This window comes from Leclercia sp. J807 (assembly GCF_009734465.1).
Lineage (GTDB): Bacteria > Pseudomonadota > Gammaproteobacteria > Enterobacterales > Enterobacteriaceae > Enterobacter.
Window position 1 is genome coordinate 1,892,491 of record NZ_CP046446.1, and the last position, 22,456, is coordinate 1,914,946.

Below are 22,456 nucleotides of genomic sequence, written 5' to 3' on the forward strand. Positions count from 1 at the left end.
TGTACTGCGCAATTTGTGCATCATAACGGGGCCCTCGGGCCCCGTTTGTTTTAGGGTGGTGCAGACAAACAGGAGCGTATTATGAGCGAAAAAACCGTCAACTTTGGCGACAACAGGGTGCTTCCGGCCATCGGTCAGGGTACCTGGTATATGGGTGAAAAGGCAAGCCAGCGCCGCCAGGAGAGCGATGCCTTACGGGCAGGCATTGACCGCGGGCTAACGCTGATTGATACCGCCGAGATGTATGCCGAGGGCGGGGCGGAAGAGGTGGTTGGCGAGGCGATTAAGGGCCAGCGCGATAAGGTCTTTCTGGTCTCCAAAGTCTACCCGTGGAATGCCGGTGGCAAAAAAGGGATTGCCGCCTGCGAAGCCAGCCTGCGCCGTCTGGGTACCGATCATATTGACCTCTATCTGCTGCACTGGCGGGGAAATTACGCTCTGGCAGAGACTGTCGAACTGATGGAGACGCTGCAGCAGCAGGGCAAAATTGGCCGCTGGGGCGTCTCGAACCTTGATTATGCGGATATGCAGGAGCTGGGACAGGTGCCGGGCGGGCAGGCCTGTGCCACTAATCAGGTGCTCTACCATCTGGCCTCGCGCGGTATCGAATATGATCTGTTGCCCTGGTGCCAGCAGCAGTCAATGCCGGTGATGGCCTATTGCCCGCTGGCGCAGGCCGGGCGACTGCGCGCCGGGCTGATGAATCACCCGGTCGTCAATGCGATTGCCAAAGAGTACAACGCCACGGCGGCCCAGGTGCTGCTGGCGTGGGTGATCAGTCACCCTGGGGTGATGGCGATCCCGAAGGCGTCATCAATCATGCATGTGGAAGAGAACGCGGGCGCGCTGGGCATTACCCTCTCAGCAGAGGCGTTACAGAAGCTGGATGCCGCCTTCCCTGCGCCGAAAAACAAAACGGCATTAGACGTGGTGTAAAGTGTGCGTCATGCCCTCTCAGCATGGAGAGGGCAAGGGCAGGGCATTAACGCTTCACAATGTGAATGGTCTGTCCCAGACGGGTCGGTTTCTCTTCCGTCGCTTTTTGCGGTTCGCTAACGCAGGCGGTCTCTACACAGACAAAGGTTTTATAACCGTCATCCGGCATATCACCCATGCTGACTGACAGCGCCGGGCCAGGGTTCCAGCCAACCACGTTGCTGTGGTGGTGATGAATTACTTCAATGGCGCGGTTCAGGGAGGTATCTTCGATAACGCTGCACGCTTCCGGGTTCAGATAGACGCGGTCGGTACGATCCGGGAAGGTCTGTGCGCCGTCGGTCAGTCGGCCTTCTTTCGCATTATCCACTTTGTCGATAAAGGTATCGCCAAGACCATTCACCGTGACGGCAGCGATATCGCCGACGTTGAAATAGGTGTGCAGAGCGGAAGTGGTTTCAAATTCACCGTGCGCTTCCAGTTCGATCTCGCAGGTTTTACCCAGCTTAAAGCGAGCGTAAAGCGTGAAGTCGTGCGGCCAGAGTTTGCGCGTTTCATCATCGCTTTGCAGTTCAAAGGTTAACACCACGCCGGACTCATCTTCGTTGTGGGCTTTCAGCGTCCACGGCAGGTTGCGGGCAAAACCGTGCGACGGCAGACCCTCCTGCGTCGCCGGGCCAAACCACGGCCAGCAGATTGGTACGCCGCCACGAATAGCGGCCCCTTTTTTAAAGGAGGTGATATCGCTTAGCCACAGCGCTTCCATCTCACCTTCCGGCTGCCAGGAGAGCAGGTGCGCGCCGTGCAGGGCAACAGAAGCCTGAACTTGCGGATGGTCAACTACGATCACTTCAACATCGTCAATCTGACGGCGGGAAAGCACAGGGGTAAGCTGTTCGACTACCGGAAGTGCAAAAATTGTTTTAATCATTACGCAATCCTCTGTCTTTAAAGCAAAAAAAAGGCGACCAGGGGTCGCCTTTTTGGATCAATTTCTCATCTCACTTATTTGGAGATGTGAGCGATCAGGTCCAGAACTTTGTTAGAGTAGCCGGTTTCGTTGTCGTACCAGGAAACCAGTTTCACGAAGTTGTCGTTCAGTGCGATACCTGCTTTAGCATCGAACACGGAAGTGCAAACTTCGCCGTTGAAATCGGTAGAAACAACGTCGTCTTCGGTGTAACCCAGAACGCCTTTCATTGGGCCTTCAGAAGCCGCTTTGATTGCTTTCTTGATTTCTTCGTAGCTTGCTGCTTTTTCCAGACGAACGGTCAGGTCAACAACAGATACGTTTGGAGTTGGAACGCGGAACGCCATACCAGTCAGTTTGCCGTTCAGTTCTGGCAGAACTTTACCTACAGCTTTAGCTGCGCCGGTAGAAGATGGGATGATGTTCTGAGCTGCGCCGCGGCCGCCGCGCCAGTCTTTGTGAGACGGGCCGTCAACGGTTTTCTGAGTCGCGGTGGTTGCGTGAACAGTAGTCATCAGACCTTCGATGATGCCGAAGTTGTCGTTGATAACTTTTGCCAGCGGTGCCAGGCAGTTGGTGGTGCAGGATGCGTTAGAAACGATGTCCTGGCCAGCGTAAGTTTCGAAGTTAGCACCACGAACGAACATTGGGGTGTTGTCTTTGGAAGGACCGGTCAGAACAACTTTTTTCGCGCCAGCGGTGATGTGCTTACGCGCAGTTTCGTCGGTCAGGAAGATACCGGTTGCTTCAGCAACAACGTCAACACCGATTTCGTTCCATTTCAGGTTAGCTGGGTCTTTTTCAGCAGTAACACGGATGGTTTTGCCATTAACAACCAGGTGGCCGTCTTTCACTTCAACGGTGCCGTTGAAACGACCGTGAGTTGAGTCGTACTTCAGCATGTATGCCATGTACTCAGCGTCTAACAGATCGTTGATGCCAACGATTTCGATGTCAGAACGTTCCTGCGCAGCACGGAAAACAATACGGCCGATACGGCCAAAACCGTTGATACCTACTTTGATAGTCATATATTCCACCAGCTATTTGTTAGTGAATAAAAGGTTGCGTGTAAAATTACAAAAACCTTACGCAGCGTCAAGCGGAATCGTGTCAATCATTGCGACAAATCAATCCTTAGCATTAGCTTTGCTCGATTGACCTACCTCACATTCCCTTGGAGCTTGCACCCATATGGGGCCTGCGCACGGAATTTTAAAGGGCTGCCCACATAAAAACGTGGAGTAGATCACATTTGTCTGTCCGCCTCTGCGCAACGAGTAAGTTTAGATCAAAAGTTCATACTTCAGTGTTAATGTTTTGTTAGAATCGACAGTAAAAGTTGTCTGTTTCAACTGCGAGATGTAAGCCTATGTCGAATCAACATAACTCCGATGAACTGAAAAAAAACCTCACCGAAATGCAGTTCTACGTGACGCAAAATCACGGGACGGAACCGCCATTCACCGGGCGTTTGCTGCATAACAAAAGGGATGGTGTTTACCACTGCCTGGTCTGTGACGCTGCGCTGTTTAACTCCCAGAGTAAATACGATTCTGGCTGTGGCTGGCCAAGCTTCTATGAACCGGTCAGTGAAGAGGCCATTCACTATCTGAAGGACCTCAGCCATGGTATGGAGCGCATCGAGATCCGTTGCGGAAACTGTGACGCCCATCTCGGTCACGTCTTCCCGGATGGACCACAGCCGACAGGCGAGCGTTTTTGCGTCAATTCCGCCTCCTTAAGCTTCACCGATGACGAGAATGGCGACCAGACGAAAGGCTGAAAAATCGATTCAGCAAATTATTCCTTCGGAGCCCGATTTAACATGAATATTGAAGAGATGATCAATGGCATGACGCCGGAAGTTTATCAGCGTCTGGTTACGGCGGTAGAGCTTGGCAAATGGGCCGATGGCGTGGCCCTGACCCCGGAGCAGAAAGAGAATTGCCTGCAGCTGGTGATGCTCTGGCAGGCGCGCAATAACACCGAAGCGCAGCATATGACCATCGACACCCAGGGCCAGATGGTGATGAAAAGCAAACAGCAGCTGAAGGAAGATTTTGGTATTGCACCGAAGCCGATTGCGACGCTGAAGGTCCAGTAATCAGAACCATTGCAGCCCGGTGAATGGCTCACCGGGCCTGTTTAACGTTACGGGTGTTTTATCCCCAGCGACTCGGCCAGCTGCTTCGCCAGCTGGTTATTGTCATCCGCCCCGTACTCCCAGAACATGGCCCCGGCCAGACCTTTCTCTTTGATGTACTCGGCTTTGATTGCCACCGAGCGCGGATTTTCATACGACAGGGCAAACAGCGGATTGCCGTTATCGGATTTCACCGACAGCCACGGCACTTTCGCCTCATCGTCCCACTGCTCGGTAAACCGTTTCTGCGGATCGTTTAAAAACGTCTTCACAATGTCGTTGTATTTCACGTAGGTATCTTTGGTCAGATCGTAGCCCAGTGATTTGAACAGGGCGATCTGCTGTGCGCTGAAGTAGGGCTGGGTCGCGGGATTTTTCTGCGCGTCCGGTTTGCTCCAGTCGATACCCGGCTCGACGGCGCGTTTCGGCACGCGACCATAGAAGCCGATACCCAGGTTCATCTGTTGCGGCTTCAGCCCGGCGGCCAGATAGTTGTTCACCACAAAGTCGACGCTATATTTATCCGCGGCGGCAACGGTCGGCCAGGCGCTGGAGTCATACAGGTTGGCGTTAAAATACTGGGTGCCATACGCCATGTCGTAGGTCATCAGGTTGATGTAATCGAGCAGGGGCGCCACTGCCTTCACGTCTACCCAGCTTTTTGGGCTCTCGGCGTTGGCGCCCACCGCGATGGTCACCAGTTTTTTATGTCCGAACGCGGCACGCAGTTCTTTCAGCAGGGCGGTAAAGTTAGCCCGGTCTTCTGGCTTGCTGGCGACCAATCCCCATGCGCCGTTAACCGGAAATTCCCAGTCGAGATCGATCCCGTCGAGGCCATATTTCTCTACGATCGCCTGGGCGGAGCGGATAAACACTGCGCGGGTCTCTGGGGTGGATGCCGCGCCCGAGAAGCCACGGGCCCCCCAGCCGCCGACAGAGAGCAGAACCTTGAGAGCGGGGTTCTGTTTACGCAGGACAGGGAGCAAAGCCAGATCGGCTTCAACCTTAGGTGATAACCAGATTTGATGCAGTTTAGCGGGGTCTTTTAACGCCGGATTGGTTTCGTCTTTTTCGTCGTTATAGATCAGGCCAAAGGAGTAGTTCAGATGGGTGATCTGGCGCACGTCCAGTTTATTGATATCCCCGCCCGGCCCGGCGGTGACGTCGCCGCCGCCGTTAAAATAGCCGACGGACATCAGCGAACTGGCGGAAGCAATGGATGCGCAAAGCAGGGGTAAAGCTGCCAGCAAGGGCAAACGTTTCATACAAGTTCCTCTTTGACTTAATAAAAATAACCACGCCACGGAAAGGCGTGGCGAAAAACAGCCTGAACATCGTGGCATAGTGCGAAAATGAAAACTGCGAGGTCATTCACGGCATGGTAGTCACAAGGCTGTGAATGTTGCTGATTTTTAGCAGTTTATTTAATGAAATGGCTGATATTTCAGATTGCGGCAAGCGTATCACATTCAGGATACCCATAAGTAACAGGCGCAATCTGGACTTGAGTCTATGGTTTTTGTACTCAGGGCCCCGAATATTTACATAATGCTTTTTTTCTGCGGGTTAACTTGTTCACCTATAAAACATATATAGCAAGCACGGCAACGGGTGCCGTCAATAAGGTGCCAAAAATGAGAGCTGCTCGTTTACTACTAACAGTTACACGGCGTTTTTTGATTTTTTCAACAACGTTACGCGTTTCATTGATCGTGTTTTTCTTTAAACGATCTAACGGATGAATAAACCACAGCCATAACTGGTATTTATAGTAGTCATGCTTGCTGAGCTTAACGATAGGAGACCGTAAGCGCGCATAAGCGCTTTTGCGTATCTGCTTAAGGACTGTTTTGTTCACATTGCAATAAACAAGGCCAATATCACGATGATTTTTAACTATTTTTATCGTATTATCAGATTGCGCTGCGCGAAGCGCAAGTGTATACGCAATAGGACCACTGGTGCGTAATACGCCTCTCATACCTATTCCATATACCCAGGGTTTGTAATTCTGCAGTCTGTCAATCACCTCACGAATGACGCATTTCATCTGGGGAGAACCTTGTGCAGCAATGATATTCCACTGTTGATACTCACCATGGTTAAGATAAGACAATTCGGGGTGCAACCCTTTTTTATGATCACTACCTGAGAGGCCATTATCCCAATGACAAAGAATCATTTCATAATCGCCGGTAATGAATTCGTCGAGTGGACGAGAACAAAAGCTTTTAATATCAAGGTAAACACCACCTTCATTATAAATCACCAGATAACGAAAAAGGTCGGCTCTCACAGCACCATATTCCGGGTTGATGCGTAGATAAAGTGCCAGCATCTCCTTACCAAAAAAAGCGTTTATGTAACGAACGATATCCTTCTCGTCATAAAACCGATATTCCCATCCTGGGTTTTTTTGCCGTAATGTATGAATTTGATCCTTTATATCATCAGGCAATCTGTACCACCCATGCGTGTAGATCTGATGGATGATTTTAGGGATAGGTTTCATTGAATACCCTTGATTTCAGGATGGTGACGGTAGATGTATAACCACTAATCATTGTGTATTCAGACTACAGGTATGGAACCAAGTTCAACAGATCACAGTAAAGGTAGTAAAGAATGAGAGAGGAATTGCAAAAGAAAGAGGATCAGATTTTTTCCGAAAAAGTTAAAATTTAGCGTATGAATGCACTCATTCCGGTTACTTGCGTAACCGGAACGTATTTTACCCTTGCGTCTCCTGCCAGTCCGCCAGCGTATACAGAGTGGCACCTTCCGCCGCCATATCCATAAACGCCTGGGCGCTGTCCTGGCGCTGAATATTCACCCCGCGACAACCGTCGGTAATGACGTTCACCCGGTAACCCAGCTGCAACGCATCCAGCACGGTAAATTTTACGCAGTAGTCCGTCGCCAGCCCCATCACAATCAGCTCCACGATTTCGTGATGGCGCAGCCACTGATCCAGCCCCGTTTTTTGCCGGTGCCCATTGTCGAAAAAGGCGCTGTAACTGTCGATGTCAGGGTTTTCACCCTTCTGGAACACCGCGTCAATGGCTTTGCTGTTAAGCAGGGGATGCAGCTCTGCGCCTTCGGTATGCTGCACGCAGTGATCGGGCCAGAAGGTCTGCGGCAGGCCGTCCAGTTCGCCCTCGGTGAAGGGCTCAACATCATGCTGGCTGGCAAAGCTGCCGTGATCCGCCGGGTGCCAGTCCTGGCTGGCAACCACCGCTTCACCGCGCGCCTTACACCACGCAATCAGTTCGTTGGCGATGTCGACCGTGCTGTCGCCTTCGGCCACCGCCAGCGCGCCGCCTGCACAAAAATCATTCTGTAAATCGACCAGTAACAGGGCTCGTTGCTTCATAGGAACTCCTTATTCGTCTGGCGTCAGTTCGCCACGCAGGTTTTGCATCATCGCGGTGCGGATCGCCTGCACATCCAGATCCTGACTGAGTAAGTAGTGAAGTTTAGTCAGCGTGGCCTCGACCGTCATATCGAATCCGCTCACTACCCCCGCTTGCGCCAGGGCGTTACCGGTGGCATAGCCGCCCATATTTACCTTACCGGACATACACTGGGTCAAGTTCACCACCACAATCCCGCGGCTGCTCGCCTCCTGAAGTTCTTTCAGGAACTCGCCGTTCTGCGGGGCGTTACCCACGCCGTAGGAGCGCAGGATCAGCGCTTTCACCGGCTGACGCAGGAAGTTGCGTACCACCTCGGCGGAGATACCCGGGTAGATCGTCACCACGCCAATCGGCTGCGGGGTGATCGGATGGACCACCAGCTCGCCGGAGGTGTGCGGCGCCGGAGGCGTACCGAGGCGGCGAATATGAATACCCGCTTCCAGCAGTGGCGTGAGGTTGGGTGAGGCAAAGGCGTCAAAGCCGTCCGCGTGGGCCTTGGTGGTACGGTTGCCGCGGTAGAGCCGGTTATTGAAGAACAGGCTCACTTCGTTAATCGGGAAATTGGCCGCCACATACAGCGAGTTAAGCAGGTTGATCTGCCCGTCGGAGCGCAGCTCCGCCAGTGGGATCTGCGAGCCGGTGACGATCACCGGCTTGCTGAGGTTTTCCAGCATAAAAGAGAGCGCCGAGGCGGTAAAGGCCATGGTGTCGGTGCCGTGCAGGATCACAAAGCCATCGTAGTCGTCGTAGTGCGCTTTAATGTCGTCGGCAATATGCTGCCAGTCTTCCGGGGTCATGTCGGAAGAGTCCATCAGCGGATCATACTCGTGAATGGTGAAGTCCGGCATCTCCGGGCGGTGGAATTCAGGCATTAATGCCAGCTGGCGCTGCAGGTGGCCAGATACCGGGATGTAGCCATTTTCTGAACGCTGCATACCGATGGTACCGCCGGTATAGGCCACATAAATTGATTTCTTTTGCATGATGTAATGTTCTTGGGCTTCAAAGAAAAATCCCCTCTTTGCGGAAGAGGGGATGAGATTTAACGTACGTTAGCGCAGGTAAGGCAGAACGCGTAGCGGTTTTGCGGATCGTTAAAGGCGGCCAGCTTGTCGCCCTCGGCTTTGACCGCTTTCGCCGCCGTGGCGACCGGAGCGGGCAGGTAAGCCTGCAGCGCGTCTGGCAGCATGGCTTTTACCGAGCCGGAGACGCTGTCCATCACGAGATCCATGAAGGTTGGCTCATCCTGATAGAAATCGACGTGCCACTGCTTCAGCTTCGCCAGTTCAGCAGCTTTGGCGACGGCATCATCGAAGTCGCCCAGGTTATCCACCAGACCGTTGCTCTTCGCATCCTGACCCGTCCAGACATGACCCTGGGCAATCTGGTCGATCTGTTCCGGGGTTCGCTTACGGGAGTCGGCCACCAGGGTGATGAAGCGCTTGTAGCCATTCTCAATGCTGAGCTGCATCATCTGCGACACTTCCGGCGGTAACGCTTTGGTCACGGCGATGTCGGCCAGCGGCGACGTGGCGACGCCATCGGTATGCACCCCCAGATAGTCGAGGCTGTTTTCAACGGTGTTAATCACTCCGAAGATGCCGATGGAGCCGGTAAGGGTGCTCGGGTTCGCCACGATGTAGTTCGCCGGGGTGGAGATCCAGTAGCCACCGGATGCCGCCATACCGCCCATGGAGACCACCACCGGTTTCCCGGCGGCGCGCGCGGCTGCCAGCTCAGCGCGGATCACTTCCGATGCGCTGACGCTGCCGCCCGGGCTGTTAACCCGCAACACAATCGCTTTCACTTTCGGGTCGAGGCGCGCGTCGCGGATCTGCGCGGCAGTGGTATCGCCCCCAACGTTGCCCGGCGTCTCTTCGCCATCCATGATCGCGCCATTCGCAAAGACCACAGCGATGCTGTCTCCGGTATCGGCACGTTTTTTCGCCTGATAATCATAGAAGCTGATGGCGCTGTAGTTCTTCTCCTCTTTGCTCCAGCCGAACTGTTTGGTCAGGGACTTTTCAATTTCGGCGCTTGAGCCCAGGGCATCCACCAGCTTGTTATCCAGCGCATATTTCGCGGTATCGCCATCAACCTTACGTAGCCCATCCAGCACGCCCTGGGCGCCCGGGAATACTTGCTCGGTGGTGATCTGGCGGTTAGCGGCCACGGTGCTGAGGTAGTTCTGCCACAGTTCGCCAATCCAGCGGCTGTCCGCTTCACGGGCGGCAGGGGACATATCGTCGCGGATAAATGGCTCAACGGCAGATTTATAGGTCCCGACGCGGAAGACGTGGGTGGTGACCTTCAGCTTATCGAGCAGCGACTTGTAATAGAGGCCGTTGGTGGCAAAACCGTGCAGATCGACGGCGCCCTGCGGCGAGAGCCACACTTTATTGGCAAAGCTCGCCAGATAGTACTGCCCCTGGCTGTAGTTATCGCCCACCGCAATCACCGGTTTGCCGCTGTCGCGGAATTCCCGCAGCGCTTTACCGATATACTGCATCGAAGGCTGATCTGCCCCGGCAAAATTCTTCAGATCCAGCACAATGCCGGTAATGTTGCGATCGTCCTTCGCCTGACGAATGGCGTCGACGATATCGAACAGGGAGTTTTCCTGCAGACGGTCGCCGCTGGCGCCAAACAGCTGGCGGCCCAGCACGCCAAGGCGATTGCTGGTGGACGGTTTATCCACCACCACGCCGGCGATATCCAGCAGCAGCGCGCCACGTCCGGCGCTCTGACTCTGGCTGGAGGCGCTGAGGTGCATCCAGACACCGACGCAAACTATCACAAACAGGATGAAAAAGAGGTTCATCACCAGGTTGCGGACGAAATTCAGCAGTCGCCACGTCCATTTAAAAAAGCCGGCAAACAGTCGCCAGAGGGTTCGCATGTATTCTCCCTGTCCAGATAATTACCTATTCCGTCGCTACTGGACGGCGTTGTCGGGCTATCGTAATGACCCGACCGTCACTTGTCAGCAGGAATCGCCTGCTACGCTGTAACAAAATCTGCCGTCGTGTTAATTTTGAGTAAATTTCAAGACAGGAGTTAACCCAATGGATGCACTCGAACTGCTTGTTAACCGTCGTAGCGCAGCGCGTCTGGCGGAGCCCGCGCCAGCAGGCGAACAGCTGGAGAATATTCTTCGCGCCGGAATGCGCGCTCCGGATCACGGTACCTTGCAGCCGTGGCACTTCTTTATCATCGAAGGGGAAGGGCGCGAGCGCTTCAGCACCCTGCTGGAGAAAGGCGCTGTTGCCGCCGGGCAGGATGAAAAAGCGATTGATAAAGCCCGTAACGCGCCGTTCCGCGCCCCGATGATTATCGCCGTGGTCGCGAAATGCCAGCCGCAGCACAAGGTGCCGGTGTGGGAACAGGAGATGTCCGCGGGCTGCGCGGTCATGGCGATGCAGATGGCGGCGGTCGCCCAGGGCTATAACGGTATCTGGCGCAGCGGCGCACTGACCGACAGCCCGGTGGTTCGCGAAGGCCTCGACTGTGGCGCAGACGATAAAATCGTCGGTTTCCTCTATCTGGGCACCCCGCAGCTTAAAGCCTCAACTACCGTTTCCGTGCCTGACACCGCGCCGTTTGTCACCCGTTTCTGATTAATGGCATAAAACTGTCTGGATCCTGAGCAAGTGCAGCAGAATTCAGACAGTCATACTTATCACGTAATGGAATGAGCGCTAACATAGTGCAATTGTAATGAAAGGAGATTGTCATGAGCGAGCAAGCCATTCGTTTAACGCAATACAGCCATGGAGCCGGTTGCGGTTGTAAAATTTCCCCCAAAGTGCTGGAAACCATTCTGCACAGCGAGCAGGCGAAGTTTATCGACCCGAACCTGCTTGTTGGCAATGAAACCCGCGATGATGCTGCCGTCTACGATCTGGGTAACGGCACCAGCATTATCAGCACCACCGATTTCTTTATGCCGATCGTCGACAATCCCTACGACTTCGGGCGCATTGCCGCCACGAACGCCATCAGCGACATTTTTGCGATGGGCGGTAAGCCGATCATGGCGATTGCGATCCTTGGCTGGCCGATTAACACCCTGGCCCCGGAGATCGCCCGCGACGTGATCGAGGGCGGGCGTTTCGCCTGTCAGCAGGCCGGGATCGCCCTGGCGGGTGGCCACTCCATTGACGCCCCGGAGCCGATTTTTGGCCTGGCGGTGACCGGCGTGGTGCCCACGGAGCGCGTCAAGCGTAACAGCACCGCGGAAGCGGGTTGCAAGTTGTTCCTCACCAAGCCGCTGGGCATTGGCGTGCTCACCACCGCCGAGAAAAAATCGCTGCTGTTGCCTGAGCACAAAGGGCTGGCGACCGAGGTGATGTGCCAGATGAACCTTGCCGGTGCTGCCTTTGCCAACATCGAGGGCGTGAAGGCGATGACCGACGTCACCGGTTTTGGGCTGCTGGGCCACCTGAGCGAAGTGTGCCAGGGCGCAGGCGTGCAGGCGCAGGTCTGGTATCAGGACGTGCCGAAGCTGCCTGGCGTTGAAGCCTATATTGCGCAAGGCGCGGTCCCGGGTGGCACACAGCGTAACTTCGCCAGCTACGGCCATCTGATGGGCGAGATGCCTGCCGAATGGCGCGATCTGCTGTGCGATCCGCAGACCTCCGGCGGCCTGCTCCTGGCCGTGACGCCAGACGCCGAAGAGGCGGTGCGCGCGACCGCCGCCGAATACGGTATCACCCTGACCGCCATCGGCGAGTTGGTGACCGCCCGCGGTGGCCGTCCGATGATTGAGATCCGTTAATTCAATGCGGTTATTTATTGCCGAAAAACCCAGCCTCGCCCGGGCAATTGCGGATGTATTACCCAAACCGCACCGCAAGGGTGACGGCTACATTGAGTGCGGAAACGGGCAGGTGGTCACCTGGTGTATCGGCCACCTGCTGGAGCAGGCCCAGCCGGACGCCTACGACAGCCGCTATGCACGCTGGAATCTTAACGATCTGCCCATCGTGCCGGAGAAGTGGCAGCTGCAGCCGCGCCCGTCGGTCACCAAACAGCTCAACGTCATTAAGCGGTTGCTGAATGAGGCATCCGAAGTGATCCACGCCGGTGACCCGGACAGAGAAGGGCAACTGCTGGTGGATGAAGTGTTGGATTACCTGAGTCTGGCGCCGGAAAAACGCCAGCAGGTGCAGCGCTGTCTGATTAACGACCTCAACCCGCAGGCGGTAGAGCGGGCCATCACCCGTCTGCGCGCCAACAGCGAGTTTGTCCCGCTGTGCGTGTCGGCGCTGGCCCGCGCCCGCGCCGACTGGCTCTACGGCATCAACATGACCCGCGCCTATACCATTCTCGGGCGCAACGCGGGTTATCAGGGGGTGCTCTCCGTTGGCCGAGTGCAGACGCCGGTGCTGGGGCTGGTGGTGCGTCGCGACGAAGAGATCGAGAACTTTATCGCCAAAGACTTCTTCGAAGTGAAAGCCCATATTGTCACCCCGAAGGACGAACGCTTTACCGCAGTCTGGCAGCCGAGCGAGGCCTGTGAACCCTATCAGGATGAAGAGGGACGCCTGCTGCATCGTCCGCTGGCCGATCATGTGGTGACCCGCATCCAGGGTCAGCCCGCCGTCGTCACCAGCTATAACGATAAACGGGAATCAGAACCCGCGCCGCTGCCGTTCTCCCTTTCTGCTTTGCAGATTGAGGCGGCAAAACGCTACGGCCTGAGCGCGCAAAACGTGCTCGATATCTGCCAGAAGCTGTATGAAACGCACAAACTCATTACCTACCCGCGTTCCGACAGCCGCTACCTGCCGGAAGAGCATTTCGCCGGGCGCCACGCGGTGCTGAACGCCATTGCCGTACACGCCCCCGATCTCGTGCCACAGCCGGCGGTCAACCCGGATACCCGCAACCGCTGCTGGGACGATAAAAAGGTGGATGCCCACCACGCAATCATCCCGACGGCCCGCAGCAGTAACGTCAACCTGACGGATAACGAATCGAAGGTGTATAACCTCGTTGCCCGTCAGTATCTGATGCAGTTCTGCCCGGATGCGCTGTTCCGCAAGTGCGTCATTGAGCTGGAGATCGCCAAAGGCAAGTTTATTGCCAAGGCGCGTTTCCTCGCCGAAGCGGGCTGGCGCGCGCTGCTGGGCAATAAAGAGCGGGACGAGGAGAACGACGGCACGCCGTTGCCGGTGGTAGCAAAAAATGACGAGTTATTGTGCGAGAAGGGCGAAGTGGTGGAGCGACAGACCCAGCCGCCGCGGCACTTTACCGACGCCACATTGCTCTCCGCGATGACCGGTATCGCCCGCTTTGTGCAGGACAAAGATCTGAAGAAGATCCTCCGCGCCACTGACGGGCTGGGAACCGAAGCGACCCGCGCCGGGATCATTGAGCTGCTGTTCAAACGCGGTTTTCTGCACAAGAAAGGGCGTTATATCCACTCAACGGATGCCGGAAGGGCGCTGATCCACTCCCTGCCGGAGATGGCCGCCAGACCGGACATGACCGCCCACTGGGAGTCGGTGCTGACCCAGATTAGCGAAAAGCAGTGTCGCTATCAGGACTTTATGCAGCCGCTGGTGGGCACGCTGTTCGATCTGATCAATCAGGCGCGAAACACGTCAGTGAGGGATTTTCGCGGCATGGTGGCGCCAGGCGGCGATAAGAAGAAAAAGTTTAAGAAGAAGAGTGCGGCGTAAAGAATTGCCGGGTGGCGCTGCGCTTACCCGGCCTACGGTTCGTACTTTTGTAGGCCGGGTAAGGCGTAGCCGCCACCCGGCACAGCCACAGAATCAGATCACACCCTGACCCATCATCGCATCGGCGACTTTCACGAACCCGGCGATGTTCGCGCCGCGAACGTAGTTGGTCTGCTTCTCTTCCCCGCCGTACTCGACGCAGGCGTGGTGAATATCCAGCATGATGTGGTGCAGACGCGCATCCACTTTCTCCGCCTTCCAGCCCATGCGCGCGGCGTTTTGCGCCATCTCGAGGCCAGAGGTCGCCACGCCGCCCGCGTTAGCCGCTTTACCCGGTGCGAACAGCACGCCCGCTTCCAGGAACAGGTCGGTGGCTTCAATGGTGGTGGGCATGTTGGCCCCTTCAGCTACCGCTTTCACGCCGTTGGCGATAAGCTGGCGTGCCGCCTCGACATCCAGTTCGTTCTGGGTGGCGCAAGGCAGGGCAATATCTACCGGCACTGACCACGGCTGTTTGCCTTCAAGGTAGGTCAGACCGAATTCACGGGCATAGTCGGCCACGCGACCGTCGCGGCTGGCTTTGATTTCGCACAGGCGCGCCAGTTTTTCGGTTGTGAAGCCCGCTTCATCTACCACGGTGCCGCTAGAGTCGGAGGCGGTGATGACGCGTGCGCCGAACTGCATCGCTTTTTCGATAGCGTACTGAGCCACGTTGCCAGAGCCGGATACGGCGACACGCATGCCCTCAAAGCTCATCCCATGACGCTTCAGCATCGCTTCAGTGAAATAGACCAAACCGTAACCGGTGGCTTCCGGGCGGATCAGACTGCCGCCGAAGGAGAGACCTTTCCCGGTAAAGACGCAGGCGCTGTTGTTGGAGAGTTTTTTCATCATCCCGGCCATAAAGCCCACTTCGCGTCCGCCAACCCCGATATCGCCAGCCGGGACGTCGGTATCGGCACCCAGGTGACGATAGAGTTCCGTCATCAGCGCCTGGCAGAAACGCATCACTTCGCCTTCGCTTTTGCCTTTTGGATCAAAATCGCTGCCGCCTTTGCCGCCGCCCATCGGCAGGGTGGTCAGGGCATTTTTAAAGGTCTGTTCAAAGCCGAGGAACTTCAGGATCGACAGGTTTACCGACGGATGGAAACGCATGCCCCCCTTGAATGGGCCGATCGCCGAGTTGAACTGTACGCGCCAGGCACGATTCACCTGCACCTGGTTACGGTCATCAACCCAGACCACACGGAACTGAATCACGCGCTCGGGTTCTACCAGGCGCTCAAGCAGGGACATCTGACGGTAGCGGGGGTTTTGTTCCAGGAATGGCCAGAGAGTGGTCATCACTTCACGGACTGCCTGAGCAAATTCGCTCTGATGCGGGTCACGCTGCTGAACACGATTCAGAAAGGAGTCAAGGGAGCAAGCCTGGTCCATAACTATAAGTTCCTCTAATATATTGGGATTATTTAATTTGTAACAAATATCTTCATGATGTTGTGTTTTTCGACTATACCACCCGACAGGCTTTGTGACGCAAGCTAAATTTCGTCCTCAAGTTAAATTCATTAAACGCGCCGGGTCATAATAAAAAACGATGACCGAGGGGGGATTAAAGCTCCGCGCTGTTTTTACCGTTATAGTGAATATCAGAACATAACAGGAAGAAGCGTCGATGAAGCGTATTGTGATGGCTGTTTTGCTTGGAGTTTTCGCGGCTGGCAGTCAGGCCGACCAGCGGTTTGGAACCGGGGTGGATGTGAATATCCCGCCGGAGATCTTCAGCTCCAGCGGTCAGCGTCCACCGCCGTGTAACCAGTGCTGCATCTATCAGGATCAGAACTATTCAGAAGGGGCGGTGGTAAAAGCCGAGGGGGTCTTGTTGCAGTGCCAGCGCGATCCTAACGCTTTGAGTACGAATCCGCTGGTGTGGCGTCGCGTAAGAGAATAAACAACTGTAACAAAGGGATATCCGCCGGGGCGAGGTCGTAATCCAGCGCCTCGTGTGGTGAACACCATACCAGCTGGCTGTGATAGCGCGTTTCGGGCGTGCCGGTAAACGCCGGGACGTGCCAGGCGTGTAGGTTAATCAGCCGCTGGGACACTTCCCGTTGATGGCTGGCGATATACTTTGCGGGGCAGGCCTCAATGCCCAACTCCTCGCGCAGTTCACGCACTAATGCCGCGGGCTGGGTTTCCCCCGCCTCCACTTTTCCTCCGGCAAATTCCCACAGACCGGGCTGATCCGCATGCAGCGGGCGCTGCGCCAGTAAAATTTTGCCATCCTGTTCGAGAATAGCGCAGACAACATCGAGTGTTTTTAGCATGGTCGTCAATAATGAATAAAAGAAAAAGAGTTAGGATCTGCGCACTTAACACGCCAGGAGCATCCTGTGAACGAGAGACCACCCGTCTGGGTTAAACCCATCGAATCTATTCCCACCATTCTAACGCCTGTCGCGGCAATGCAGAAAAAACATTATGGCGCAGTGCTTAATCCGCTGCGCTGGTGGGGAAGAATGCCCCGGCTGTTCTGGCTGGTGGCGCTGTTTGTAGGCTTTCTGGAACGCAAAAAATCGCCCCTTGAGCCGGTGCTGCGTTCGCTGCTGATGACCCGCGTCTCGCAGATCTGCCACTGCGCCTTTTGCATCGATGCCAACGCGCTGCGCCTGGCGGAACGCAGCGGCGGGCTGGATAAGGTGCAGGCCGTGGCGACATGGCGCGACAGCAGTCTGTTCAGCGATAAGGAGCGCGCCGCGCTGGCCTATGCGGAAGCCGTTACCGCCACGCCGCCGGTGGTGGATGAGGTCACCAAAGCGGCGCTGCGCCAGTACTTCAATGACGAGGCGATTACCGAGATGACGGCGCTGATTGGTTTTCAGAATTTATCCGCCCGCTTTAACGCGGCGCTGGATATCCCCTCCCAGGGGTTATGCGCGATGAGAGGAGAAAAATCCGATGCTTGACCGTCACCTTCATCCGCGCATCAAGCCGCTACTTAACCGGCTGGTCGCAACCCTGGATAAACCGGGCATCACCCCGGATGGTATTACGCTGATCGGCTTTGCCATCGGGGTACTGGCGCTGCCGTTTCTGGCGCTGGGCTGGTACCTGGCGGCGCTGGTGGCCATTGCGCTGAACCGCTTGCTCGATGGGCTGGACGGCGCGCTGGCCCGGCGGCGCGGGCTGAGCGATGCCGGAGGCTTTCTCGATATCTCCCTCGACTTCCTCTTCTATGCCCTGGTGCCCTTTGGCTTTGCCCTGGCGGATCCGGTTAACAATGCGTTGCCAGCCGCCTGGCTGCTGTTTGCCTTTATCGGCACCGGGAGCAGTTTTCTGGCGTTTGCCGCCCTGGCCGCGAAGCACGAGATAGACAATCCAGGCTATGCCCACAAGTCGTTTTACTATCTGGGTGGCCTGACGGAGGGGACGGAAACGTTGCTGCTGTTCGTGCTCTTTTGCCTGTTCCCGGCGCATTTCGGGTGGCTGGCGTGGGTGTTTGGCGCGTTGTGCTGGCTTACCACCACAACGCGCATCTGGAGTGGGTATCTGACGCTGAAGGAGGTTCAGCGTCAGCCGGGATCAGAGTGAACTGTCTGGCCCGCGTTCACCGCTCACCACCGGGTTCTGCGGGTTGCTGCTCCACTCATACCAGCCGCCGTCATAGACACCGACATGTTTCCAGCCCATTGCCCGGGCATACATAAAGGTTTCTGATGCCCGCCAGCCGGTGCCGCAGTAAAAGGCTACCTGCTGATCCGGCAGAATGTTCCACTGCTTCCACATCCTGGCGATATCATCCGCGCTGCGCATGGTGCCGTCCGGGTTATGGAAATCCTCCATATGGGTCGAGTCGCTTCCGGCGTGGCCCCAGCGGGCGCCCTGGATCTCCCCTTTAGGTTTGATGTAGCTGTAGCCGCTGGTGACGCCGGTAAACTCCGGCCACGAGCGAACGCTCACCAGCGAAGCGTCCTGACGATGCAGCAGGCCGCGGGCCTGTTCGGTGCTCAGCATCAGCTGCGGCTGACCGGGGATCGGCGCGCCAAAATCGGCGGCGGGTTTGACATTGTCGGGCGTTCCGCGCTCGACCGGCAGCTTCGCGTCATCCCACGCTTTCCAGCCGCCGTCCAGCAGGCGCACATCTTTCACGCCGGCATACAGCATGATCTGCGCCACGCGCGCGGCGGCATAAACGTCACGTCCGTAGAGGATCACCGTGGTGTCATGGCGGATGCCGTGTTTCGCCAGCATCGCCTTCAGATCGGCATCAGAGACTTTGTTCCACAGCGGCTCGCTTTCTACTTCGTTGGTGTTGATATAGTCCGCGCCGGGAATGTGGCTCAGTAGATAAAGTTTCGGTGCGCCCCAGGCGGCTTCAATCACTTTCCACTCGCCAGCAGGGGCGGCAGGGACCGGTTTTCCCTGTTGGAGCTCATGCAACCACTGGGGATAGACCAGCTGTTCGAAATGGGCGAGACGCTGCAGGCGAGACGGGGTTTGCAGGGCATCACCGAGCAGGGTGATGTTGCTGAAGCCCGCTTCAGTCAGCCGCGCCTTCACGGCCTGGTTATCGCTGTCGCTGCCATATAACGCGATGGGAGTGGCCAGCGTCAGTTGATGCCGCATGGCCCAGGCTTTCAGCTGCGCCTCGGTCATGGCACCCAGCCAGTTGGCAGAGAGGTTAAGGGCCGAAGGTTCATGGCCGGATGGGCCGTTCAGCGTCTGGGACCAGCCGTTGTAAAAGGCGCTGATGCGGGTATCGATCACCGCGCCTTTCTGCTGCTGAAGCTCTGAAAGTGTGAGGGAGGGCGCCATATCAGCGGCAAAAGAAAAGAAAGAGGCGAGACCTAACGCGGCGGTCAGCGCGGTCAGTTGAGAAACACGTTTCATCGAAATGCCCGTCGTAAGAAAAAAGAGCGGTGATTGTGGCAATCCTCCCGACAAAAAACGTTGCGTTTGCGCAGGTTGCCTTGGGATTCATCGCCAGTTTTCCATCGCCAGCACCCGACTCTCTGCGGGAATATCCTCTTCATCGTGGGTCACCTGAACGACGGGAATGCGCCGGGCGCGCACTTCGGCAAAGACCCAGCGGCGAAACTGGTCGCGCAGCGTTTTATCCAGTCGGCTAAAGGGTTCATCAAGCAGCAGCGCCTGGGGCCGGGCCAGCAGCGCACGCAGCAGGCTGACCCGGGCACGCTGCCCGCCGGACAGCGTGGCGGGATCGCGCTGAAAGAAACCGGGCAAATCGGCGGCATCCAGCGCCGCGATTACCTGCTGTTTACGCTGCTCCCCTTTGATGGACGCCGGAAGCGCCAGCAGCAAATTCTGCCCGACGCTGAAATGATCAAAAAGCAGTGCATCCTGAAACAGCAGACCCAGCCCGCGCTGTTCGGTGGGCAGCGTGTCGCAGCGCCGGGCGTTGATCCACAGTTCCCCTTCGGCGCGAAAATCTGCGGGCAGGGCGCCCACCATCCAGGCAAACAGCGACGATTTGCCGCTGCCGGAAGGGCCCATCAGCGTGAGAATTTCGCCGGGCACCACCGAAAAACTGACGTTGTGCAGCAGCGCCGTCTGGCGCAGAGAGAGCGAAACATCCTTAACCATCAGCATTAACGTAACCCCTGTCGAAAACGGCCAACCAGCCGGGAAAGCAAAATGCAGGCGGCGAAAATCAGCATCGGCAGCAGCAGTTGCCAGAGCGCTTGGGCTGCCAGCACCGCGCTACTGCCGCCGCTGCTGAGCGCCACCGCGTCGGTGGTGAGGGTGGCAAACCGTCCGCTCCCCAGCCACAGGGTGGGCAGATACTGCGCCACGCTGACGGAAAAGCCGACGGCAAACGCCGTCAGTGCCGGGCGGATCATCTGGGGGCATTTGATCAGCCAGAAAATTTTAAGCGATCCCCAGCCGAGGGTGCGGGCTGTCAGGATCATACGTGGATCGAGCCTGCGCCACGCCGGTTGCATCACCAGCAGCATCCACGGCAGCACCCACAGTAAATGTCCCCACAGCACGGCGACAAACTGCCCGTCCAGCTGCAACAGCAGCGCCAGCCGGTACTGCCCGGCCACCAGCGGCAGGGCGGGAAGGGCCAGCGGCAGCCAGACCCAGAAGCCTCCGCGCTGTGGTCCCCACTCCAGCCAGAGCAGGATCATCCCCAGCGCTATCCCCGCTGAGAGCAGCCCCAGCGTCAGGCTCATCCCGGCCGTCTCCCGCGAAACACTGGCATTGCCCGCGACCAGAACCAGCACCGCGATGCTGGCGATCCCGGCAAGGGGGAGCAGCAGGCCGCAGGCTCGCCCCAGAAGCAGCGGACGCGGCATCGGGCGCTCCCCGGAGATGGCCGGAATGGTGGTGCGCCAGCGCCGCCAGCTGATAAATATCGCGATGGCAATCAGCTCCAGCAGCAGAAGCAGGATCACGCAGACCAGCATCCCCTTCGCCTGCTGGACGCTGTCCCCCTGCGTCAGCCACTGCCACGCCAGCACCGCCAGGGTGGGGGGATTTCCCGGCCCGAGGATCAGGGCCACATCCACCACCGACAGCGACCAGGCGATCACCGCCAGCATCACCGCCCCCAGCGCAGGCGCAATGGCGGGCAGGATCAGCCAGCGCAGCGCCTGCCAGCGTCCGTAACCCAGCGATCGCAGGATCGTCACCTTTTGCGCCAGCTCTTTTTCGGGCAGCGAGGCGTAAATCGCCCAGACCACAAAGGCGCTCTCCTTGACGGCGAGGGTCAGCCCCAGCCCGATCCCGTAGCGATCCACTATCGGTGAACAGAGAGAACAGAGGCGGTAGATTTCTCCCCCTTCGGCAAATATCAGCAGCACGCTGACGGCAAACGCCACGTGCGGGATCGCCAGCAGCCACGGCAGGTGGTTGCACAGGCGTCGCCAGCGGCTGCCGGGCCACAGCGCGGCCACCACCGCCAGGGCCAACATCAGCGCCCCGGCGGCGGCAATCAGGGTGGAAACCAGAGTGGCGGTCAGCGCCTGCGGGATCTGCGGATCGGCGGCCAGCGCCCGCCAGTTCTCAAGGGAGAAGATCGGGGGAAGCAGCAGGCCGAAGGCGGGCAGCAGCGGCAGGTACACCGCCGCCATCAGCAGCCAGGCAAGCCCGCTTAGTGGGTGCCGTAACGACGCAGCCATTCCTGCTCCAGCGCATTCACCCAGGCGGCATGTGGTTCAGCGAGCGTTGGCGGAAGCTCAGCCGGCATAAACTGGCGCAATTTATCCGCCTCTGCCGCCGGGAGCTTTTGTGGATCCAGCACAGTGGGATCGCCCCAGTTAGCGGGGTCCGCCTTGCGGATCTGTGCCTGCGGCGAGAGCAGGAAATTCGCGACGACTTTCGCCCCCGCGCTGGCGGAGGCGTTGGCCGGGATCGCCACAAAGTGTACGTTGCCGATCATCCCCTGCTGAAAACCAAAGCTGTAGCTGTCTGCGGGCAGCGCTTTGCTGGCCACTTTCTGCCGGGCGTGGGCCGGGTTAAAGGTGATCGACAGGTTTAAATTGCCGCTGGCCAGCAGGGCATCCATCCGCGCCGGTGAAGGCGGGAAGTCTTTGCCCTCGCGCCACAGATACGGATGTAGCTTATCCAGCCAGGCCCACAGCGGCGCGGTCACCCGGGCAAAGGTGGCGCTGTCCGGCGGCTGTTTCAGCGCCTCCGGCTGGGTGGTTTGCGTCAGCAGCAGCTGTTCCAGAAACGCGGTGCCGGTAAAGTCGGGCGGCCGTGGATAGGTGAGGGTGCCGGGATGTTGCGTGGCGTATGTCAGTAGCGCCTGCGGGTCGGCCAGCGGTTGCGGCAGGCTCTTGCGGCTGGCGATAAAGGTCAGTTGCGCGCTGCCCCACGGAGACTCGGCTCCCTCGGTCGGGATGGCAAAATCTTCGGTGACCGGTTTCGTGGTATCCACATAGCGCCAGTTAGGGAGCATTTGCGCCCAACCGGTCTGCAACAGCCCGGCGGTTTTGAGGGTGCGGAAGTTCTCACCGTTGACCCACAGCAGATCCACCGAACCGTTGGTTTTACGCCCGGCGCTGGCCTCGGTCTGGATGCGCTTCACCGCGTCAGCGGCATCCGCCAGACGGACAATCTTCAGGTTTATGGCGTAGTGGCTTTTCATCTCCCCGCTCACCCAGTCCAGGTAGCGGTTCACCGCCTCATCGCCGCCCCAGGCGTTAAACCAGACGGTCTGCCCCCGGGCATCCTCTTTGATTTTCTGCCAGCCGTCATCGGCCAGCGCGTGTCCTGCCATCAGCAGGCCCGTTAACAACATGCAAAAACGCACACGGCGCATAGTGCCTCTCTG

At 57.4% G+C, this 22,456-nt stretch carries 22 protein-coding genes; 9 read left to right on the plus strand and 13 right to left on the minus strand.

Features of this window, described 5'->3' with window-relative positions; genetic code table 11:
- Window positions 1-81 precede the first annotated feature (81 nt).
- Window positions 82-936, plus strand: a complete 855-nt coding sequence (locus GNG26_RS08945; protein ID WP_156238453.1) for an aldo/keto reductase — start codon at window positions 82-84, stop codon at window positions 934-936.
- A 46-nt stretch (window positions 937-982) separates the two neighbouring features.
- Here the strand turns inward: GNG26_RS08945 and GNG26_RS08950 are convergent, their stop codons facing one another.
- The gene (locus tag GNG26_RS08950; protein WP_156238454.1) at window positions 983-1,867 is read right to left on the minus strand and encodes a D-hexose-6-phosphate mutarotase; all 885 of its coding nucleotides are present in this window, start codon (window positions 1,865-1,867) and stop codon (window positions 983-985) included.
- Window positions 1,868-1,941: 74 nt separating this feature from the next.
- The gene (gene gapA, locus GNG26_RS08955; protein WP_061495017.1) at window positions 1,942-2,937 is read right to left on the minus strand and encodes a glyceraldehyde-3-phosphate dehydrogenase; all 996 of its coding nucleotides are present in this window, start codon (window positions 2,935-2,937) and stop codon (window positions 1,942-1,944) included.
- 341 nt (window positions 2,938-3,278) lie between these two features.
- Between gapA and msrB the strand changes: the two genes are divergently transcribed.
- Both msrB and GNG26_RS08965 read left to right on the plus strand, forming a co-directional pair.
- Window positions 3,279-3,692, plus strand: coding sequence for a peptide-methionine (R)-S-oxide reductase MsrB (msrB, locus tag GNG26_RS08960; protein ID WP_103179256.1), 414 nt, complete (start codon window positions 3,279-3,281; stop codon window positions 3,690-3,692).
- Between the two features lie 42 nt (window positions 3,693-3,734).
- Window positions 3,735-4,013, plus strand: coding sequence for a YeaC family protein (locus GNG26_RS08965; RefSeq protein WP_103179257.1), 279 nt, complete (start codon window positions 3,735-3,737; stop codon window positions 4,011-4,013).
- 47 nt (window positions 4,014-4,060) lie between these two features.
- Here the strand turns inward: GNG26_RS08965 and GNG26_RS08970 are convergent, their stop codons facing one another.
- From GNG26_RS08970 to sppA, 5 genes are all read right to left on the minus strand, one after another.
- Window positions 4,061-5,317, minus strand: coding sequence for a glycoside hydrolase family 18 protein (locus GNG26_RS08970; RefSeq protein WP_156238455.1), 1,257 nt, complete (start codon window positions 5,315-5,317; stop codon window positions 4,061-4,063).
- Between the two features lie 314 nt (window positions 5,318-5,631).
- The gene (locus GNG26_RS08975; RefSeq protein WP_156238456.1) at window positions 5,632-6,564 is read right to left on the minus strand and encodes a glycosyltransferase family 32 protein; all 933 of its coding nucleotides are present in this window, start codon (window positions 6,562-6,564) and stop codon (window positions 5,632-5,634) included.
- 219 nt (window positions 6,565-6,783) lie between these two features.
- A complete protein-coding gene (pncA, locus tag GNG26_RS08980; RefSeq protein ID WP_156238457.1) occupies window positions 6,784-7,425 on the minus strand; it encodes a bifunctional nicotinamidase/pyrazinamidase in 642 nt (213 codons plus the stop codon).
- Window positions 7,426-7,434: 9 nt separating this feature from the next.
- Window positions 7,435-8,451: an asparaginase gene (gene ansA, locus GNG26_RS08985; protein ID WP_103179260.1), complete on the minus strand. Its 1,017-nt coding sequence runs from the start codon at window positions 8,449-8,451 to the stop codon at window positions 7,435-7,437.
- A gap of 59 nt (window positions 8,452-8,510) precedes the next feature.
- Complete coding sequence (gene sppA / locus GNG26_RS08990; RefSeq protein ID WP_156238458.1) at window positions 8,511-10,367, minus strand: signal peptide peptidase SppA; 1,857 nt, start codon at window positions 10,365-10,367, stop codon at window positions 8,511-8,513.
- Between the two features lie 166 nt (window positions 10,368-10,533).
- Between sppA and GNG26_RS08995 the strand changes: the two genes are divergently transcribed.
- The 3 genes from GNG26_RS08995 (at window position 10,534) to GNG26_RS09005 (ending at window position 14,154) form a co-directional block, all read left to right on the plus strand.
- Window positions 10,534-11,085, plus strand: a complete 552-nt coding sequence (locus GNG26_RS08995) for an NAD(P)H nitroreductase (protein ID WP_156238459.1) — start codon at window positions 10,534-10,536, stop codon at window positions 11,083-11,085.
- Window positions 11,086-11,201: 116 nt separating this feature from the next.
- Window positions 11,202-12,245, plus strand: coding sequence for a selenide, water dikinase SelD (gene selD / locus GNG26_RS09000; RefSeq protein ID WP_114315258.1), 1,044 nt, complete (start codon window positions 11,202-11,204; stop codon window positions 12,243-12,245).
- Between the two features lie 4 nt (window positions 12,246-12,249).
- Window positions 12,250-14,154, plus strand: coding sequence for a DNA topoisomerase III (locus GNG26_RS09005; RefSeq protein ID WP_156238460.1), 1,905 nt, complete (start codon window positions 12,250-12,252; stop codon window positions 14,152-14,154).
- 93 nt (window positions 14,155-14,247) lie between these two features.
- Here the strand turns inward: GNG26_RS09005 and gdhA are convergent, their stop codons facing one another.
- Window positions 14,248-15,591, minus strand: coding sequence for an NADP-specific glutamate dehydrogenase (gene gdhA, locus GNG26_RS09010; RefSeq protein ID WP_156238461.1), 1,344 nt, complete (start codon window positions 15,589-15,591; stop codon window positions 14,248-14,250).
- Between the two features lie 238 nt (window positions 15,592-15,829).
- On the opposite strand from gdhA, the gene GNG26_RS09015 reads away from it, so the two are divergent.
- Window positions 15,830-16,105: a YnjH family protein gene (locus GNG26_RS09015; protein WP_114387331.1), complete on the plus strand. Its 276-nt coding sequence runs from the start codon at window positions 15,830-15,832 to the stop codon at window positions 16,103-16,105.
- Here GNG26_RS09015 and GNG26_RS09020 read toward each other — a convergent pair.
- Complete coding sequence (locus GNG26_RS09020) at window positions 16,056-16,481, minus strand: pyrimidine (deoxy)nucleoside triphosphate diphosphatase (RefSeq protein WP_156238462.1); 426 nt, start codon at window positions 16,479-16,481, stop codon at window positions 16,056-16,058. The genes GNG26_RS09015 and GNG26_RS09020 overlap by 50 nt on opposite strands.
- A 138-nt stretch (window positions 16,482-16,619) precedes the next feature.
- Between GNG26_RS09020 and GNG26_RS09025 the strand changes: the two genes are divergently transcribed.
- Together GNG26_RS09025 and GNG26_RS09030 are read left to right on the plus strand one after the other, a co-directional pair.
- Complete coding sequence (locus tag GNG26_RS09025; RefSeq protein WP_156240158.1) at window positions 16,620-17,120, plus strand: carboxymuconolactone decarboxylase family protein; 501 nt, start codon at window positions 16,620-16,622, stop codon at window positions 17,118-17,120.
- The gene (locus GNG26_RS09030; RefSeq protein ID WP_156238463.1) at window positions 17,113-17,745 is read left to right on the plus strand and encodes a CDP-alcohol phosphatidyltransferase family protein; all 633 of its coding nucleotides are present in this window, start codon (window positions 17,113-17,115) and stop codon (window positions 17,743-17,745) included. Before GNG26_RS09025 ends, GNG26_RS09030 begins: the two co-directional genes overlap by 8 nt.
- On the opposite strand, the gene GNG26_RS09035 is transcribed toward GNG26_RS09030, so the two are convergent.
- The 4 genes from GNG26_RS09035 to GNG26_RS09050 form a co-directional block, all read right to left on the minus strand.
- Complete coding sequence (locus tag GNG26_RS09035; RefSeq protein WP_156238464.1) at window positions 17,737-19,044, minus strand: sulfurtransferase; 1,308 nt, start codon at window positions 19,042-19,044, stop codon at window positions 17,737-17,739. The genes GNG26_RS09030 and GNG26_RS09035 overlap by 9 nt on opposite strands.
- 87 nt (window positions 19,045-19,131) lie before the next feature.
- The gene (locus tag GNG26_RS09040) at window positions 19,132-19,764 is read right to left on the minus strand and encodes an ATP-binding cassette domain-containing protein (protein WP_156238465.1); all 633 of its coding nucleotides are present in this window, start codon (window positions 19,762-19,764) and stop codon (window positions 19,132-19,134) included.
- Window positions 19,764-21,299: a thiamine ABC transporter permease gene (locus GNG26_RS09045; RefSeq protein ID WP_156238466.1), complete on the minus strand. Its 1,536-nt coding sequence runs from the start codon at window positions 21,297-21,299 to the stop codon at window positions 19,764-19,766. Before GNG26_RS09045 ends, GNG26_RS09040 begins: the two co-directional genes overlap by 1 nt.
- Window positions 21,272-22,435, minus strand: coding sequence for an ABC transporter substrate-binding protein (locus GNG26_RS09050; RefSeq protein WP_370463894.1), 1,164 nt, complete (start codon window positions 22,433-22,435; stop codon window positions 21,272-21,274). Before GNG26_RS09050 ends, GNG26_RS09045 begins: the two co-directional genes overlap by 28 nt.
- Between the last annotated feature and the right edge of the window lie 21 nt (window positions 22,436-22,456).